This window comes from Dietzia cercidiphylli (assembly GCF_039531545.1).
Lineage (GTDB): Bacteria > Actinomycetota > Actinomycetes > Mycobacteriales > Mycobacteriaceae > Dietzia > Dietzia natronolimnaea.
The window spans coordinates 129665-144650 of record NZ_BAAAQG010000021.1 but is presented as its reverse complement, the minus strand read 5'-3'; the positions used below and the strand labels follow the sequence as shown (position 1 = coordinate 144650).

Genomic DNA, 14986 nt, shown 5'->3' with positions numbered 1-14986 from the left:
CCCCGACATGAGCAAGGCCCGTCTCGCCCTCGGCGACGGCGGGCCTCTCGTCGTTCTGACGGGTGCCGGGATGAGTGCGGAGAGCGGGGTGCCCACCTTCCGGGACTCCCGGACGGGACTGTGGGCACGCCACGACCCCGCCGACCTCGCGACCCCGGAGGCCTGGGACCGCGACCGGGACTCCGTGTGGGCCTGGTATCGCTGGCGCGAGCGCCTCGTCGGATGCGCCGAGCCGAATGCCGGTCATCTCGCGATCGCCCGCGCCGCCCGGGACCGCAGCGTGACGGTGGTGACCCAGAACGTCGACGACCTGCACGAGCGCGCGGGTTCCGCCGGGGTGCACCATCTCCACGGCAGCCTCTTCGCGCACCGGTGTGACGAGTGTGGGGCCCCGATGGAGGTGGGGCCGCCGCCGGCGGACCCCGTGGACCGGCTCGCGCCGCCCGACTGCCCGCGGTGCGGCGGACGGGCCAGGCCGGGAGTGGTCTGGTTCGGCGAGATGCTCCCCCGGCAGCCCTGGGACGCCGCGGTGTCCGCGATCTCCGCCGCGACCGCGGTCCTGGTCGTCGGCACCTCCGGTCTCGTCCATCCCGCCGCGTCGCTCCCCGGCATCGCCGTCGACCTCGGGATCCCGGTCGTCGAGGTCAACCCCGATCCCTCCGGCCTCACGGACGGGGTGACGGTCCACCTCCGTGACACCGCCGCGGCGGTTCTCCCGACTCTCCTGGCGCCCTGACCGAGGCTCACCTCGCCGGGACCGCTTGACAGGTCGCGGAACCGGCGCGGCGGGACCCCGGCAGCGCTAGCGTGTGCTCAGCGGAAACACTCACCACCACGTTCCCGCCTCCCCCGATCCCGGGGAGTACACCACCGGAGGTCAATCCATGTCCGACTCGTCCCCGCGCACCCCGTCCGCACCGTCCCCCGGCACCCCGTCCGACACGTCCCCCGGCACCCCGTCCGGGACGGCGGTGATCGCGGCCGAGGTGATCGGCACCTTCTGGCTGGTACTGGGAGGGTGCGGCACGGCGGTGTTCGCCGCCGTCCAGGTCGCCACCGCAGACACCGGAGACGTCCCCGTGGGCGTCGGCTACCTCGGTGTCTCCCTGGCCTTCGGCCTGACCGTCCTGACCGGCGTGTACGCGCTCGGCCACATCTCCGGCGGCCACTTCAACCCGGCCGTCACCGTCGGCGCCGCCATCGCCGGGCGCCTCCCCTGGGCCAAGGCCCCCGTATACATCGTCAGCCAGGTCGTCGGCGGTCTGGTCGCGGGAGCACTGATCCTCGTCGTGGCCAAGGGCAAGGACGGATTCGAGGCGACCGGCCACATGGCCGCCAACGGCTTCGGCGCCAACTCCCCGGACGGGTACGGCCTGCTCTCGGCCCTGATCATCGAGGTCGTGCTGACCGCGATCTTCATCTGGGTGATCCTCGGAGCCACCGATCGCCGCGCCCCCGCCGGCTTCGCACCCCTGGCGATCGGGCTGACGCTGACGTTGATCCACCTCATCTCGATACCCATCACCAACACCTCGGTGAACCCGGCCCGCTCGACCGCCGTGGCCTTCTTCAACGGCGACGGGGCCGTCGGTCAGCTGTGGCTCTTCTGGGTGGCCCCGATCCTCGGCGCGCTCATCGCCGGCGCCCTGTACGGTCCCCTGTTCGGCGAGCGGGTGAAGAACGCCCGGGTCACCACCGGCGCCGCCGCCTGACCACCCGGGAATGACTGCAGGGCCCGCGGGATCATCTCCCGCGGGCCCTGCAGTCGGTCCGACGTACCGGGGGTCAGCGCCCCTGCTCGTCCCGTCGGTTCCGTCCCAACACCTTGTCCACGACGCCCGGCTCCCGGTCCGGGTGGGCGGCCGGATCGACGTCGTCCGGGTGACGCCCCGTCCGGTCGTGGATGCCGGTGTCATGGGTGCCGGTGTCATGGGTGCCGAGACCCTGGGACCCGTCAGACCTGGAGTGCCGGCCACCGGCGTCCGCGATGTCGCCGGTGGCGCCGCCGGTCAGGCCTCCGGCGCCGGCACCGGTCGCACCGGCGGTGGTGGCACCGCCGGCCGTGGAGGCGCCGCCGCGCACGTCGGTCCGACCGGACTCGTCCGTCACCGGGTTGCGGTCACCGGTCCGGCCGGGCGCATCGGCGTGGCCCGGGGCATCGGTGCGGCCGGGAGCGTCTGCGCGGTGTTTGGGATCGAGCTTGTCCGCGTGCTGCTCCATGCGGCGCACGTCCTGACGCTGCTCGTCGACGACCGAACGGTGCTGCTCGGCCTCCGACCGCAGGCGATCCGCCTCCGCGGCCTTGGCCTTGGCCTCCTGCTCCGCCGCACCCGCGCGGTGCTCCTGCTCACGGGCCACGGAGTGCTGACGCTCCAGCTGCTGCTCCCGCTCCCGGGCGTCCTTACGCAGTTCGGCCGCTTCGCCGAGCTTCTTCCTGTTGCTGTTCCTCGCGGCCAACGCGATCAACGCGATGACCACGACCACTGCGACCACCCCGATGACGATCCAGATGATGGGGTCCATGATTTCCTCCGATGTCAGGGGTCACATTCCACCGGAAACGTAACCCCCCTCCGGGCCCCCTGCCACCGGTCGACCCACGTGGACACCGCGAACGTGGACACCGCGCACGTGGCGCCGGTGGGCCGTCGGGGATCCGGCCCTAGTGCACGGTCCGCGGCAACAGCCCGGCGTCGCGGGCCTCCCGACTCAGCCGCTCGCGGTGGTCCGGGTGGGCGATCGCGATCAGTGCGGCGGCGCGGTCGGACACCGACCGACCCCTGAGCGTGGCGATCCCGTACTCGGTCACGACGTTCTCGATGATGTTCTTGTGGGTGGTCACCGGGCTCCCGGGCGTCAACGAGAGCGTGATCCGGCTGATACCGCCGGAGGTCTGGGACGGGGTGACGATGAACCCGTGGCCACCGGGTGAGAACCTGCAGCCCCTGCCGAAGTCCGCCTGACCACCGGCTCCGGACCAGTACCGTCCACCGATCGTCTCCGATGCCGCCTGCCCGTAGAGGTCGACCTCGCTCGTGGCGTTGACCGAATGGAGATTGTGCTCCTGACCGATCACGCGCGGGTCGTTGACGATGTCCACCGGGAGCATGGCGACCGACGGGTTGTTGTGCAGCCAGTCCATGAGCTTCTGCGACCCCACCGCGAAGGTGGTGACGTGCTTGAACGGCCGGCCGGTCTTCCGTGATCCGTCGATGACGCCGGCGTCCACGAGGTCCATCACGCCGTCCGACAGCGCCTCGGTGTGGATCCCCAGGTTCTCGTGCCCGGTGAGCCGCGACAGCACCGCGTTGGGGAGCTTGCCGACCCCCAGTTGCAGACAGGCCCCGTCCGGCACCCGCTCGGCGATAAGGTTGGCGATCGCGTGCTCGATCTCGCCGGGCACGGGCGGCTCGATCGAGATCATCGGGGCGTCGTTCCGCGTCACGCCCACGACCTGGGAGATGTGGATGTGGTTGCGCCCGAAGGTCCGGGGCATGTTGGCGTTGACCTCGACGAAGAACGGCACCTGTCCGATGAAGGACGCCACGTAGTCGGCGTTGGTGCCCATCGAGAAGAACCCGTGCTCGTCGATCTCGGAGACCGTGGTCACGGCGAGGCCGGGCGGGCTGAACTCACGCAGGGTCGCCGGCACCTGCGCGAAGTCGACCGGAACGAGATCGCACGTGCCCTCGTGGAAGTTCTTCCGCGAACCGGGACCGAGGAAGTAGTCCACGTGCCGGAGCCTGCCCGGGTACGCACCCTCCATGAAGGGCAGCGATTCCCAGGGGTCCATGTGGTGGATGGTGACGCCGGAGAACCCCTCGGCCCCCGCGTCGAGAGCGCGCAGCAACGCCGGGGGCGCCGCGTTCTGGATCGGCGAGATGATGTGCATCCCCGGGGTGACGTGATCGAGTACCGCCTCGGCGGGCAGCTCTTCATAGTGGATGTCCTTGATCACGGTCGCACTCCGGTGGTCGGGGATGGTGGGGACGTCCGCCCGGCGGGCGGGTCATGCCAGGGCCGGGATGACCTCGCGTTCGAACAACTCGAGCCCCGAGGTGTCGGTGGCGATCTCTGGGAAGTAGAACACCCCGTAGGTCATCCCCAGACCCTCGAGTTCGCGGAGCTTGTCCACGATCTGCCCGGGCGTGCCCACCGCGGGCAGCCCGCGGTACGCGCCGAGCTGCCGGTCCGCCTCGTCCGCGCCCACGTGGCGGGCCATCCGGTCACGGAGGAACGCCAGCCTGTCGGCGACGTCCTTCTCCGTTTCCCCCACGGCCACGTTGTAGTTGGCGGTGCGCGTGATCTCGGACGGGTCCCGGCCCACGTCCGCGCAGTGTGCGAACAGGACCTCCGACTTGTGGGCGAACCCCTCGGGGCTGCCGTCGAAGTTCGTGTAGTCGGCGTGGCGGGCGGCGATCCGGAGGGTCTTGCGTTCGCCGCCGCCGGCGATCCACATCGGGATGCCACCCTCCTGCAGTGGCCGGGGTCGCACGATCGCACCGTCGACCCGGAAGTGGTCTCCCTCGAGCGAGACGATGCCGTCGGCCCAGGCCTCGGTCATGATCCGCACGCCCTCGTCGAGCATGGCGATCCGCTCACCGGCGGAGGGGAACCCGTAGCCGTAGGCCCGCCACTCGTGCTCGTACCAGCCGGCCCCGATCCCCATCTCGACGCGTCCGCCGGAGATGTGGTCCACGGTCGACGCCATCTTCGCCAGGAGCGCGGGGTTGCGGTACCCGAGACAGGTACACATCTGACCCAGCCGCACCCGGGAGGTCACCGCGCCGAGAGCGGACATCAGGGTCCAGGCCTCGTGGGTGGCCTCTCCGGTGGTGAGCGGTGCGGTGTGCATGTGGTCGTACACCCACACCGACTCCCACGGGCCCGCGTCGGCACGGGTGGCGAGGTCGGTGATGACCGGCCAGTGGCGGGCGGGGGGCACGTCGACCAGGTCGAGCCGCCAGCCCTGGGGCAGGAAGAGTCCGAAACGCATGCCCCCGACACTAGCGCCGTGGGCCACGCCGGGAGAGCCGGTCAGGCGGTGGACAGGACCGCGCCGATGCCCTCCGGCTCGTCCTCGCCGTCGAAGTACAGCGCCACGTATCGCCCCGCGACCTCGGCGACCTGCATCTCCATGTCGTACACCAACCGCAGGACGTCGGTCCGCATGATCTGCGCCGGCGTGCCGTCGGCGACGATCGAGCCGTCCTTCATGGCGATGATCCGGTCCGAGTAGGCGGCGGCGATGTTGATGTCGTGGATCACCAGGACGACGGTCTTGTCCCGCTCCGCGGCGGTCCGGCGCAGCAACCGCATGATCGAGGTGGCGTGACGCAGGTCGAGGTTGTTGAGCGGTTCGTCGAGCAGGACGTAGTCCGTGTCCTGCGCGAGAACCATGGCGATGTGGGCGCGTTGGCGCTGGCCGCCGGAGAGCTCGTCGAGGTACCGGTCGGCCAGGCCCTCCAGCTCCATCGCCGCCAGGGCGTACCCGACGTGCTCGTCGTCCCCGGGGGTGGGTCGGCCACCGTTGTGCGGGAACCTGCCGAAGGCCACGAGTTCGCGGACCGTCAGGCGGATGGAGACGGCGTTCTCCTGACGCAGCACCGCGAGGCGTCGCGCGAGCTCGCGGCCACCGTTCACGGACACATCGACCCCGTCGACCAGGACGTGTCCGGAGTCGGCTCCCTGGAGTCGGCTCATGACCCCCAGCAACGTGGACTTGCCGGCGCCGTTGGGTCCGATCAACGAGGTGACGCCGCCCTGGGCGAAGCACGCGGTGACGTCGCGGAGGACCTGTGTGTCGCCGTATGACGCGCACACCGAGTTCGCCTCGATACCGCCCCCGGTCGGGCGCTCGGCCGGCCACGGGGTCGCGCTGGTCCGGTCACCGCGGCGACGGAACGGGAGGAGGGACATGATCTGCTTCTTTCGTCAGCGTGCGCGGTTGGTCAGGAGCAGGAACAGGAACAGCAGGCCACCGACGAACTCGATGACGATGCTCAACGCGGACTCGACGCCCAGGGCGCCGAGCACCAACTCCCCACCGGCCAGCGCGACCACGCCGAGCAGCGAGGCGACGGGCAGCGTGAAGCGGTGGAGGGTGGTCCCGAGGAGCGCGTAGGCGGCGTTGGCGACGATGAGCCCGAAGAACATCACCGGGCCGATCAGCGCCGTCGACGCGGAGACGAGGAACGAGACCACCACCAGCACGACGATCGTCACCCGGCGGTGGTTCACGCCCAGGGCGACCGCCGGGTCACGGCCGAGGAGCATCACATCCAGCCTGCGGCCGAGCAGCACGACCACACCCAGGCAGGCGGCGACGATGAGTCCGCACGCGACCAGGATGTCCGGCTGCACACCCCGGAAGCTGGCGAACATGGCGTCCTGGACCCGCAGGTAGGCGGCCGGGTCGAGCAGGCGTTGGAAGAACGAGGAGATCGAGCGGAAGAACACCCCGAACACCACGCCGACCAGCAACAGCAGGTGGATGTCGGTCCTCCGCCCACCGAGCAGCCAGAGGTAGAGCGCGGTCGAGGCCACGACCATGATCGCCGTCTGCCCCAGGAATCCGGAGAGGCCGCCGCTGATGAGGCCGCCGGCGAGGGCCTCGGGACGCGGGACCACGAAGAACACGAGCATCGTCTGGACGAGCAGGTACAGCGAGTCGAAGCCCATGAGTGCCGGGGTGAGGATCCGGTTCCCGGTGACGGTCTGGAACAACACCGTCGACACGCCCACCGCCACGGCCACCAGGACGATCGCCACGGCATGGCGGGACAACCGGTCCAGCGAGTAGTGCCAGGCCCTGGAGCCCACGGTCTCCGGGAGGCCGGTCAGGACGAGTGCGGCCAGCGCCCCGACCGCGACGGCGGCGCAGACCAGGGTGACCAGCCACCGGCGTCGTCGGTCGGACTCGGTCCGTGTCCGCCCACGCCGGAGCTGCTGCGGCAGGCGCTCCGCGGTAGGGGTCTCAACCATTGCGCACCGCCCGCAGCATCATCGCCAGGAATACGGCCCCGCCGATGATCCCCACCAGCGTCCCCACGGGGATCTCACCCGCACCGGTCGAGCCACCGGCGAGGATGCCCGGGAGCGACCGTCCGACCATGTCGCAGACGAGGACGGTGACCGCGCCGAGGAGCGCCACGAGCGGCAGGCCGCGGCGCGCGTCGTCGCCGACGAGTCTGGAGACGACGTTGGGGACCACGAGTCCGAGCAGCGGGAGGGCGCCCACGGTGACGACGACGACGGCGGCGACGGCCGCCACGATGGACATTCCCAGGGCGACGACCGTGCGGTGATCCACACCGAGGCCCGTGGCGACGTCCTCCCCCAGCCCGGCCACGGTGAACCTGTCCGCCGTGATGTAGGCGATCACCCCGAGGACGGCCACCAGCCAGAGCAGTTCGTACCGCCCGGCGAGGACCGCGGAGAAGTCGGCGAGCATCCAGGCGTTGAGCATCTGGAGGAGATCCCGGGACAGTGCCAGGAACGCCGCGACCGCACCCACGACGGAGCCCAGCATGATGCCGATGAGCGGCACGATGAAGGAGTCGGAGACGGCGACGCGACGGATGCACGCGAGGAACAGCGCGGTGCCGGCGAGGGCGAACACCATCGCCACGAGCATCTTCACCACGATCGGGGCGCCCGGGGCGAGGATCGCCACCACGACCAGGCCCAATCCGGCGGACTCGACCGTCCCGGCGGTGGAGGGCTCCACGAAGCGGTTGCGGGTGAGCAGCTGCATGAGCAGTCCGGCGACCGCCAGGGACGCCCCGGCGAGCGCTGCCGCCGCGGTCCGGGGCAGGCGGGCCTCGAGGAGGTAGACGCGATGCGCCTCGGTGAGGCCACCGGTGAGGACGTCCCGGACCGTGATGTCGGCCGCGCCGACGAACACGCTCGCGACCAGTGCCACCAGTAGTGCGGCCACGCCGAGAACCGGCCAGGGCGCCTGGTGCCGTGGCCGGTTCTCCGACAGGGTGGTGGTCACGACCGGGTGCTCCCCGCGGTCAGGAGACTGCCGAGTCGATCTCGCCGATCATGGCGTCCAGGACGCCGAGCCCGCCGCCGATGAGGTACCAGTTCTGCCCGTCGAGCATGTGGACGTTGCCGTTGGTCGCGGCGGAGGTCCGGTTGAACAGGGGGTTGTCCAGCAGCGCTGTGGCCGCCTCACCCTCGGCACCGATCGCGGCGTCCCGATCGATCACGAAGACGTGATCGGGGTTGAGCTCGGCGATCTGCTCCCAGCTGAGCGGTGCGCCGTGCCTGCCCTCGGCGGCGACGTCACCGGCCGACTCCATTCCGAGTTCGTTGAAGATGATGTCGAACCGGGTCCCGGGGCCGTAGGCCGTGACCTTGCCGCCCGAGGTCATGAGCACCAGTGCCGTTCCGGCGTCCTCGGCCTTGGCACGCGTCTCGGCGACCCTCTCGTCGATCTCGGCGAGCTGCTCCGCCGCCTTGTCCTCGGCACCGAACAGGGCGGCGATCTCCTCCACCTTGGCGCGGTTGGACGCGACCGTGTCGGAGGTGTCGGGATCACCGGCGATCACCTGGTCCGAGATCTTGGCGAACTCGGGCTCCATCGCCTCCGTGCGCGCACCGAACAGGATCAGATCGGGGCCGAGCTCGGCGATGACGTCCATCTTCGGCTCCTTGAGGCTGCCGACGTCCGTGTACTCATCGCTCGCATAGGTGTCGAGCGCGTCCGGGAACACCCCGGTCTTGGTCAGGCCCACCACCCGGTCCTCGAGATCCAGCTCGTCGAGCGTGTCGGCAGCGGCGTGGCTGGTGAGGACGACCCGCGCGGGCCCCTCACCGTCGGTGCCGGTGGACTGCGCGTCGGAGCTTCCGCAGGCAGTGAGCGCGCCGCCGGTCAGGGCGAGGGCGGCTGCCGCGGCGACGATCGTGGGGAATCGGTTCACAGTGTCTCCAGGGGCTTAAGTCAGTAGGTTAGGCTCACCTTAACCACGCCGTGTGCGCAGGGGCAAAACCAAGGTGTGCCTTCCCTCAGAAGCGGGTGGTGGGGACCTCGCGCCGACCGGCCCGCTCCCGTGGCCACGGGACCCCGGCGCGAGTACGATCACGCCATCGGAATCCCGTCGCGAAGGAGGCCCGGCATGCCCACCGCGGAGGTCCGGAGGGCGATGCGCGCCCAGGACCGGCGACGGTTCCTCCCCCCTGAGGTCGCGGGCGACCACCGCCGCGACGCTCCGCTGCCGATCGGCCACGGGCAGACGAACTCGCAACCCTCCACCGTGGCGGACATGATGACCCTCCTCGAACCGTTCCCCGGGATGCGGGTCCTCGACGTCGGCTCCGGCAGCGGCTGGACATCGGCGATCCTCGGCGAACTGGGCGGACCGGGGTCCGCCGTGTACGCGGTCGAGCTGGTTCCGGAGCTGGTCGAGAGGTCACGCGCGGCCCTCACCCAGCCCTGGGTGCGGGTACACCAGGCCCGGCCCGGGGAGCTGGGCCTGCCGGAGTACGGCCCCTTCGACCGGATCCTCGTCTCCGCGATGGGCGAGGCCCTCCCTCAGGAGCTCGTGGACCAACTCGCAGAGGGCGGTGTGATGGTCGCGCCCTGGCGGGACGTCATGCACAGGGTGCGGCGCACGAGCGGGGAACTCGAGGTCACCGACCACGGTGGATACCGCTTCGTCCCCCTGCGCCACACCCGATTCTGACCTGCACAATCGGACGATTATCCTGGACGGAAGTTTTACCCGCCTTACAGATCCAGGAGCGTCGATGCCCGAGTTCGTCTATGAGGACCTCCTCCCGGTCGGTGCGGACACCACCGAGTACCGCCTCCTGACCACCGAGGGCGTCTCCACCGTCGAGGGCCCGGACGGCACGACCTTCCTGCGCGTGGATCCGGAGGCGATCCGCCTGCTCACCGAGACGGCGATGCACGACATCTCGCACTACCTGCGCCCCGACCACCTGGCCCAGGTCGCCAAGATCCTCGACGACCCCGAGGCCAGCGACAACGACAAGTTCGTCGCACTGGACCTGCTCAAGAACGCCAACATCGCCGCCGGCGGGGTGCTTCCGATGTGCCAGGACACCGGCACCGCCATCGTCAAGGGAGAGCGTGGCCAGCACGTGCTCACCCCGGGGCCCGACGAGCAGGCGGTCGCCCGCGGTGTCTACGACGCGTTCACCCGCCTCAACCTGCGCTACTCGCAGAACGCCCCCCTCACCATGTGGGACGAGAAGAACACCGGCAACAACCTCCCGGCCCAGATCGAGATCGGCGCCGACACCACTCCCGGCCACGAGAACAGCTACAAGTTCCTGTTCATGGCCAAGGGCGGCGGCTCGGCCAACAAGTCCTTCCTCTACCAGGAGACCAAGGCGATCCTCAATCCCGAGCGGATGATGCAGTTCATCGAGGAGAAGATCCGCTCGATCGGCACCGCGGCCTGCCCGCCCTACCACCTGGCGATCGTGGTGGGCGGCACCTCCGCCGAGTTCGCGGTCAAGACGGCCAAGCTCGCCTCGGCGCACTACCTGGACGAGCTCCCCCGCGAGGGGGCCATGTCGGGCCGCGGATTCCGCGACGTGGAGCTGGAGGAGAAGGTCTTCGAGCTGACCCAGCAGATCGGGATCGGCGCGCAGTTCGGCGGTAAGTACTTCTGCCACGACGTCCGCGTGGTGCGCCTCCCCCGCCACGGGGCGTCACTCCCCGTCGCGATCGCCGTCTCCTGCAGCGCCGATCGTCAGGCCAAGGCCAAGATCACCCCGGAGGGCGTGTTCCTCGAGCAGCTCGAGTTCGATCCCGGCCGTTTCCTGCCCGCCACCACCGACGCCGAACTGGACGCCGCGACGCACGGCGTGTCCGGGACCGGCAAGGGAGCGGCGGTGAGGATCGACCTCAACAAGCCCATGGCGGAGATCCTCGCCGAGCTGAGCAAGCACCCGGTCAAGACCCGTCTGTCCCTCACCGGTCCCCTGGTGGTGGCCCGCGACATCGCCCACTCCAAGATCAAGGAGCGGCTCGACGCCGGCGAGGAGATGCCGCAGTACCTCAAGGATCACCCGGTCTACTACGCCGGACCCGCCAAGACCCCCGAGGGGATGCCGTCGGGATCGTTCGGCCCCACCACCGCCGGCCGCATGGACTCGTACGTCGAGCAGTTCCAGGCCGCGGGCGGCTCGATGGTCATGCTGGCCAAGGGCAACCGCTCGAAGCAGGTCACCGATGCCTGCGCCACCCACGGCGGCTTCTACCTCGGCTCGATCGGAGGCCCCGCCGCGCGGCTGGCCCAGGACTGCATCAAGCACGTCGAGGTGATCGAGTACGAGGAACTCGGCATGGAGGCGGTGTGGAAGATCGACGTGGAGGACTTCCCCGCGTTCATCGTGGTCGACGACAAGGGCGAGGACTTCTTCGCCCACACCGGCGAGGTCACGCTGACGGTGGGCAAGCGCCCGGGTCTGTGACCTGTGCGGGCCTGTGACCTGCGGGGGCCACACACGCGCGGGCTATGTGACCTGCATGGGTGACCGCCCGGGGGGTGGCGTCACGAGACTCCCCGGGCAGCGGCCTCCAGTGTGGCCACGTCGAGTCTGACCATGTCCATCATCACCGTGAAGGCCCGTGCGGTGGCCGCCTGGTCCCCCGAGCGCCACAGCTCGTACAACGACTCCGGTGCGACCTGCCAGCGCACTCCGTAACGGTCGATGAGCCAGCCGCACTGCACCTCCCGGCCCCCGCCGGCCAGCAGGCCGTCCCAGTAGTGGTCGATCTCGTCCTGGTCGGCGCACCGGATCTCCAGCGAGATCGCATCGGTGTACTCGACCCCCGGACCCCCGTTGAGGGCGAGGAAGGCCCGACCGTCGAGCTCGAACTCCACTGTCAGGACCTCGCCGGCCTTCGGCCCCGGCGTGTCGACCGGGGACTCGTCGACCGAGATGACGCGCGAGTTCGGGAAGACCGAGCAGTAGAACTCCGCGGCCTCCTCCGCCTGCCCGTCCATCCACAGACACGTGACGAACCTCGACATGTCGCCCCCTCCTCCCGCCCCGACGGGCGTGGCCCGGATCCAGTGTCCCCCGACCGCGGCCCCCGCGGAACACCCTGGAGTGTCGCGATCCGGCAACGACGTTCGGCGCCGGTCTGGCCGCGACTAGGATCTACGTGCATGAACAGGATCACGCGTACCCTCGCCGCAGTCACGGTCGCCGCGGCCGCCACCGCCGGGCTCTCCGCCTGCGGGACGGACGGCGAATCGGGCCGGGACGAGGCGACCGGGGTGTCACCGACCACCTCAGAGGTGATGTCCACGACGACCTCGGCCCCCGTCCCCGGGCCCGCCGATTCGACGGTCGACGTCCCGGCACCCGTGGCGGACCGCTGGAACGACCTCGGCGGCGAGGCGGGCGAACTGGGCCGGGCGGCCGGACCCGCCACCGATGTAGAGGGCGGCTCGATCACCGAGTTCGAACGCGGGGCGATCGTCCTCACCCCCGCAGGGCGCGCCTTCGTGGTGCAGGGCGAGATCCTCGCCGCCTACCTGGACGCGGGCGGGCCCGCGGGCGAGCTGGGTTTCCCCACCGCGGACGAGGCCACCACCGACGGGGGATGGATCTCCACCTTCGAGGGCGGGGTCATCACATATCTCGACGGGGTCGCCGAGGTCCGCACCGACTGACCAGCAGTCGCCCGTCACCCGCACGGTTCGCCCGCGCGTCGGGCATCGGAACGGGGGTGAAAGCGGGTTATCGGGGCGTCGCGCGGCCCTCTCCGGCGGGGCTATCGTCCTCCCGTGAAGTCCACCCTCCCCCGCGCCCAGGCGCCGGATCCCCCGTCCACGCTGCCGGGGACCGTACCCGCCGCCGTGCTATTGCCCCTTGCCCTGGCCGGTGCGATCGGGCCGTTCGCGACCGACACCTACCTGCCCGCGCTTCCCCTCATCGTCGGGGAGTTCGGGGTCTCCGCCTCGGTCGCCCAGCTCACCCTGACCGCGTTCATGGTCTCGCTGGCCGCGGGGCAGCTCGTGATCGGCCCGCTCTCGGACCGTGTGGGCAGGCGCACCCTGTTGATCCTGGGTTCGGTGGGCACCGCGGTCGCGGCCGTGGTGTGTGCGCTGGCCCCGTCGATCTGGGTACTGGTGCTGGGACGGGTCGCCCAGGGGTTCTTCGGCGCGGCGGGGATCGTCCTGAGCAAGGCCGTGGTGGTGGACGTCGGCCGCGGTGCCGGTGTCGCCAAGGCGTTCGCGACCCTCATGGCCCTCCAGTCGGTGGCGCCGGTGATCGCCCCGCTCGTCGGCGGTGCCGTGGTCCCGTTCGGCGGCTGGCGGGGCGTGTTCTGGCTGTTGGCCGGACTGTCGGTGGTCACGGCGATCGGCGTGGTCGCAGCGGTCCCCGAGACGTTGCACCCCGGCGACCGCCGTACCGGCGGCGTCATGTCCACCCTGGGCGACATGCGTTTCGTGGCCACCTCCGGGCCGTTCGTGGCCCGGGTGTCGGTGTTCGTGTTCACGTTCGGTGTGCTCTTCGCGTACATCTCCGCGAGCCCGTTCATCTACCAGGACATGGTCGGACTCTCCCCCACCGCGTACTCGGTGGCGTTCACCGTCAACGCCCTCGGCATCCTCGCCTCGAACCTGGCCGGGGCACGCCTGGTCGGCAGGTTCGCACCGGAGAGGATCCTCGCCACCGGGGTGGTCGGCATGCTCACGGCGATCGCGGTGCTCGTCGTCGTCGTCGCCCTGTCCCCCGCCGGCACCCTGGGGTTGGCACCGGTCACCGTGGGCTTCATCCTGCTGACCCTGTCGATCGGGGCGATCCTGCCCAACGCGGCAGCCCTGTCCATGCAGGCGACCCGGGGGCACTCGGGGTCCGGGTCCGCGCTGCTCGGCGCTGCGCAGTTCAGCCTGGCGGCGCTCGTGGCGCCGCTGACAGGGTTCTCCGGCCCGCACTCCGCCCTGCCCATGCTCGCCGTGATGGGCGCCTGCGCACTCGTGGTCGTGGTGGCTCTCACGGCGGTGCTCCGCCGGTCGGCGCGCGCCGGGTGAGCGCTGCGAGGCGACACGACGGTCGTGGGCCGGGGGTAGGGTGACGGTCACGAGCGACCCCCGAGGTGGTGTCCGACATGCCGGTGATGACGACGACCGCGTCCCGAGCCCTGACCGGTGCCCGTCGGCGGGCCGGACTGGTGGTGCGCTCGCGGATCGCCGGTGACGACGCCGCCGAACGACGGCAACGGATCTGGCACTCCGAGGGCGAACGGTGGAACTCCCCCGGGGATGCGATCTGCGCGGTGCACGGCGACGCCTCGATGTTCGCCGCCGGGCTGACCGCTCTGTTACTCCAGTCGCTGCACCCGCTGGCCATGGCCGGGGTGACCGACCACAGCGACTACCGCGGCGACCCCTGGGGCAGACTCCAACGCACCTCGCAGTTCATCGCCACGACCACCTTCGGGACGGTCCCGGACGCCACGCAGCTCATCCGGACGATCAACGGGGTGCACCGGGCGGTGGTGGGGACCGACTATCGCGGCCGACCCTACGACGCCCGCGACCCGCACCTGTTGCGGTGGGTCCACGTCGCCGAGATCTGGGGCTTCCTCGAGTGCCACCGCCTGTACGGGCGCACCGCGATGTCGGCGGAGCGACGGGACGAGTACGTGCGACAGGCGTCGCGCACCGGGATCATGCTGGGAGCCCAGGACGTCCCGATGACCGTCGCCGAGCTCGACGCGGCCCTCGAGGAGTACCGGCCCGAGCTCGAGGCCTCCCCGGCCGCGCTCGACGCCCGGCACTTCCTGCTGAACGAGCCGCCCGTGGGGTGGACCGACAAGCCCGCCTACGCGATGCTCCGCGAGGGCGCGGTCGCGGCGCTGCCGCCCTGGGCCCGCAGGACCCTCGGCCTCGCCGACGGCCCCCTCGGCTCCCGGGCCGTGGCCCTGCACCTCGGGCGGACCGGGGTGTCGACACTCAGGTGGGTCCTGGACGCGGTGGAGGGCTGA

The 14986-nt window shown here is 70.8% G+C and carries 15 protein-coding genes; 7 read left to right on the top strand and 8 right to left on the bottom strand.

What is annotated here, in order from left to right; all coding sequences use genetic code 11:
- Positions 1-7 precede the first annotated feature (7 nt).
- The gene (locus tag ABD250_RS16215; protein ID WP_182659394.1) at positions 8-736 is read left to right on the top strand and encodes an SIR2 family NAD-dependent protein deacylase; all 729 of its coding nucleotides are present in this window, start codon (positions 8-10) and stop codon (positions 734-736) included.
- Between the two features lie 250 nt (positions 737-986).
- Entirely contained in the window at positions 987-1712 is a 726-nt protein-coding gene (aqpZ, locus tag ABD250_RS16210) for an aquaporin Z (protein ID WP_182609516.1), read from the top strand.
- A 73-nt stretch (positions 1713-1785) separates the two neighbouring features.
- On the opposite strand, the gene ABD250_RS16205 is transcribed toward aqpZ, so the two are convergent.
- The 7 genes from ABD250_RS16205 to ABD250_RS16175 all read right to left on the bottom strand — a co-directional run bounded on the left by ABD250_RS16205 (position 1786) and on the right by ABD250_RS16175 (position 8930).
- Positions 1786-2523 carry a hypothetical protein gene (locus tag ABD250_RS16205; RefSeq protein WP_344393297.1) on the bottom strand — a complete coding sequence of 246 codons (738 nt, stop codon included), beginning with the start codon at positions 2521-2523 and terminating at the stop codon, positions 1786-1788.
- A gap of 139 nt (positions 2524-2662) precedes the next feature.
- Positions 2663-3955 (bottom strand): acetyl-CoA hydrolase/transferase family protein, encoded by a 1293-nt coding sequence (locus ABD250_RS16200; protein ID WP_182657879.1) that lies wholly within the window; start codon positions 3953-3955, stop codon positions 2663-2665.
- A gap of 54 nt (positions 3956-4009) precedes the next feature.
- Positions 4010-4996, bottom strand: coding sequence for an LLM class F420-dependent oxidoreductase (locus tag ABD250_RS16195; protein ID WP_179525608.1), 987 nt, complete (start codon positions 4994-4996; stop codon positions 4010-4012).
- 41 nt (positions 4997-5037) lie between these two features.
- On the bottom strand, positions 5038-5919 hold the full coding sequence (locus tag ABD250_RS16190) for an iron ABC transporter ATP-binding protein (RefSeq protein WP_179525609.1): 882 nt from the start codon (positions 5917-5919) through the stop codon (positions 5038-5040).
- 15 nt (positions 5920-5934) lie between these two features.
- On the bottom strand, positions 5935-6984 hold the full coding sequence (locus ABD250_RS16185) for an iron chelate uptake ABC transporter family permease subunit (RefSeq protein WP_182652389.1): 1050 nt from the start codon (positions 6982-6984) through the stop codon (positions 5935-5937).
- Complete coding sequence (locus ABD250_RS16180; protein WP_338404121.1) at positions 6977-7999, bottom strand: ABC transporter permease; 1023 nt, start codon at positions 7997-7999, stop codon at positions 6977-6979. Before ABD250_RS16180 ends, ABD250_RS16185 begins: the two co-directional genes overlap by 8 nt.
- A 19-nt stretch (positions 8000-8018) precedes the next feature.
- Positions 8019-8930: a siderophore ABC transporter substrate-binding protein gene (locus ABD250_RS16175; protein ID WP_182609238.1), complete on the bottom strand. Its 912-nt coding sequence runs from the start codon at positions 8928-8930 to the stop codon at positions 8019-8021.
- Positions 8931-9125: 195 nt separating this feature from the next.
- On the opposite strand from ABD250_RS16175, the gene ABD250_RS16170 reads away from it, so the two are divergent.
- Both ABD250_RS16170 and ABD250_RS16165 read left to right on the top strand, forming a co-directional pair.
- On the top strand, positions 9126-9692 hold the full coding sequence (locus ABD250_RS16170; protein WP_182652390.1) for a protein-L-isoaspartate O-methyltransferase family protein: 567 nt from the start codon (positions 9126-9128) through the stop codon (positions 9690-9692).
- A 64-nt stretch (positions 9693-9756) separates the two neighbouring features.
- Positions 9757-11454 carry a fumarate hydratase gene (locus ABD250_RS16165; protein ID WP_182657876.1) on the top strand — a complete coding sequence of 566 codons (1698 nt, stop codon included), beginning with the start codon at positions 9757-9759 and terminating at the stop codon, positions 11452-11454.
- An 80-nt stretch (positions 11455-11534) separates the two neighbouring features.
- On the opposite strand, the gene ABD250_RS16160 is transcribed toward ABD250_RS16165, so the two are convergent.
- The gene (locus ABD250_RS16160; RefSeq protein WP_182652392.1) at positions 11535-12017 is read right to left on the bottom strand and encodes a VOC family protein; all 483 of its coding nucleotides are present in this window, start codon (positions 12015-12017) and stop codon (positions 11535-11537) included.
- A gap of 138 nt (positions 12018-12155) precedes the next feature.
- Here ABD250_RS16160 and ABD250_RS16155 point away from each other — a divergent pair, with 138 nt between their 5' ends.
- The 3 genes from ABD250_RS16155 to ABD250_RS16145 all read left to right on the top strand — a co-directional run bounded on the left by ABD250_RS16155 (position 12156) and on the right by ABD250_RS16145 (position 14986).
- Complete coding sequence (locus tag ABD250_RS16155; RefSeq protein ID WP_179525615.1) at positions 12156-12665, top strand: LGFP repeat-containing protein; 510 nt, start codon at positions 12156-12158, stop codon at positions 12663-12665.
- Between the two features lie 114 nt (positions 12666-12779).
- Complete coding sequence (locus ABD250_RS16150) at positions 12780-14030, top strand: multidrug effflux MFS transporter (RefSeq protein WP_182644780.1); 1251 nt, start codon at positions 12780-12782, stop codon at positions 14028-14030.
- Between the two features lie 86 nt (positions 14031-14116).
- Positions 14117-14986: an oxygenase MpaB family protein gene (locus tag ABD250_RS16145; protein ID WP_344393287.1), complete on the top strand. Its 870-nt coding sequence runs from the start codon at positions 14117-14119 to the stop codon at positions 14984-14986.

What these genes read in the sequence shown, in the direction of transcription:
- ABD250_RS16165 (WP_182657876.1), top strand. Translation starts at nt 9,757, where the DNA reads ATGCCCGAGTTCGTCTATGAGGACCTCCTCCCGGTCGGTGCGGACACC.
- ABD250_RS16145 (WP_344393287.1), top strand. Translation starts at nt 14,117, where the DNA reads ATGACGACGACCGCGTCCCGAGCCCTGACCGGTGCCCGTCGGCGGGCC.
- ABD250_RS16155 (WP_179525615.1), top strand. Translation starts at nt 12,156, where the DNA reads ATGAACAGGATCACGCGTACCCTCGCCGCAGTCACGGTCGCCGCGGCC.
- ABD250_RS16195 (WP_179525608.1), bottom strand. Translation starts at nt 4,996, where the DNA reads ATGCGTTTCGGACTCTTCCTGCCCCAGGGCTGGCGGCTCGACCTGGTC.
- ABD250_RS16190 (WP_179525609.1), bottom strand. Translation starts at nt 5,919, where the DNA reads ATGTCCCTCCTCCCGTTCCGTCGCCGCGGTGACCGGACCAGCGCGACC.
- ABD250_RS16160 (WP_182652392.1), bottom strand. Translation starts at nt 12,017, where the DNA reads ATGTCGAGGTTCGTCACGTGTCTGTGGATGGACGGGCAGGCGGAGGAG.
- ABD250_RS16170 (WP_182652390.1), top strand. Translation starts at nt 9,126, where the DNA reads ATGCCCACCGCGGAGGTCCGGAGGGCGATGCGCGCCCAGGACCGGCGA.
- ABD250_RS16215 (WP_182659394.1), top strand. Translation starts at nt 8, where the DNA reads ATGAGCAAGGCCCGTCTCGCCCTCGGCGACGGCGGGCCTCTCGTCGTT.
- ABD250_RS16205 (WP_344393297.1), bottom strand. Translation starts at nt 2,523, where the DNA reads ATGGACCCCATCATCTGGATCGTCATCGGGGTGGTCGCAGTGGTCGTG.
- ABD250_RS16185 (WP_182652389.1), bottom strand. Translation starts at nt 6,984, where the DNA reads ATGGTTGAGACCCCTACCGCGGAGCGCCTGCCGCAGCAGCTCCGGCGT.